Source organism: Bacillus sp. SIMBA_005 (assembly GCF_046535585.1).
Taxonomy (GTDB): Bacteria; Bacillota; Bacilli; order Bacillales; family Bacillaceae; genus Bacillus; species Bacillus pumilus.
The window spans coordinates 1-249 of the sequence record NZ_JAWRWI010000893.1 but is presented as its reverse complement, the minus strand read 5'-3'; the positions used below and the strand labels follow the sequence as shown (position 1 = coordinate 249).

1 protein-coding gene is annotated in these 249 nt (G+C 34.5%); it reads left to right on the top strand.

Annotated features, from left to right (window positions below):
* A partial coding sequence (locus tag SB660_RS22645; RefSeq protein ID WP_410584747.1) for a DNA cytosine methyltransferase occupies positions 1 to 249 on the top strand: 249 nt, incomplete at both ends.

Sequence of the window (249 nt, the reverse complement as noted above, 5' to 3'; positions counted from 1 at the left end):
CTGTTAATGCATGTATTGCTGAAGGAATTATAGCTGATGAAAATCAACCACATATTAGGTATAGAATTTACTCACTTACAACTGAAGCTGTTAACTTTGATGAAGAAGAAAATCCTGTCTTCAGACCCGTAGATTATTTAATTAAATCTGAAGACTATGGAATTCCTCAAAAAAGACATCGTGTCATACTTTTAGGTGTAAGACAAGACTTTGGAGTCCCTCAAACTGTTTTACAGCCTCAGGAAGAAA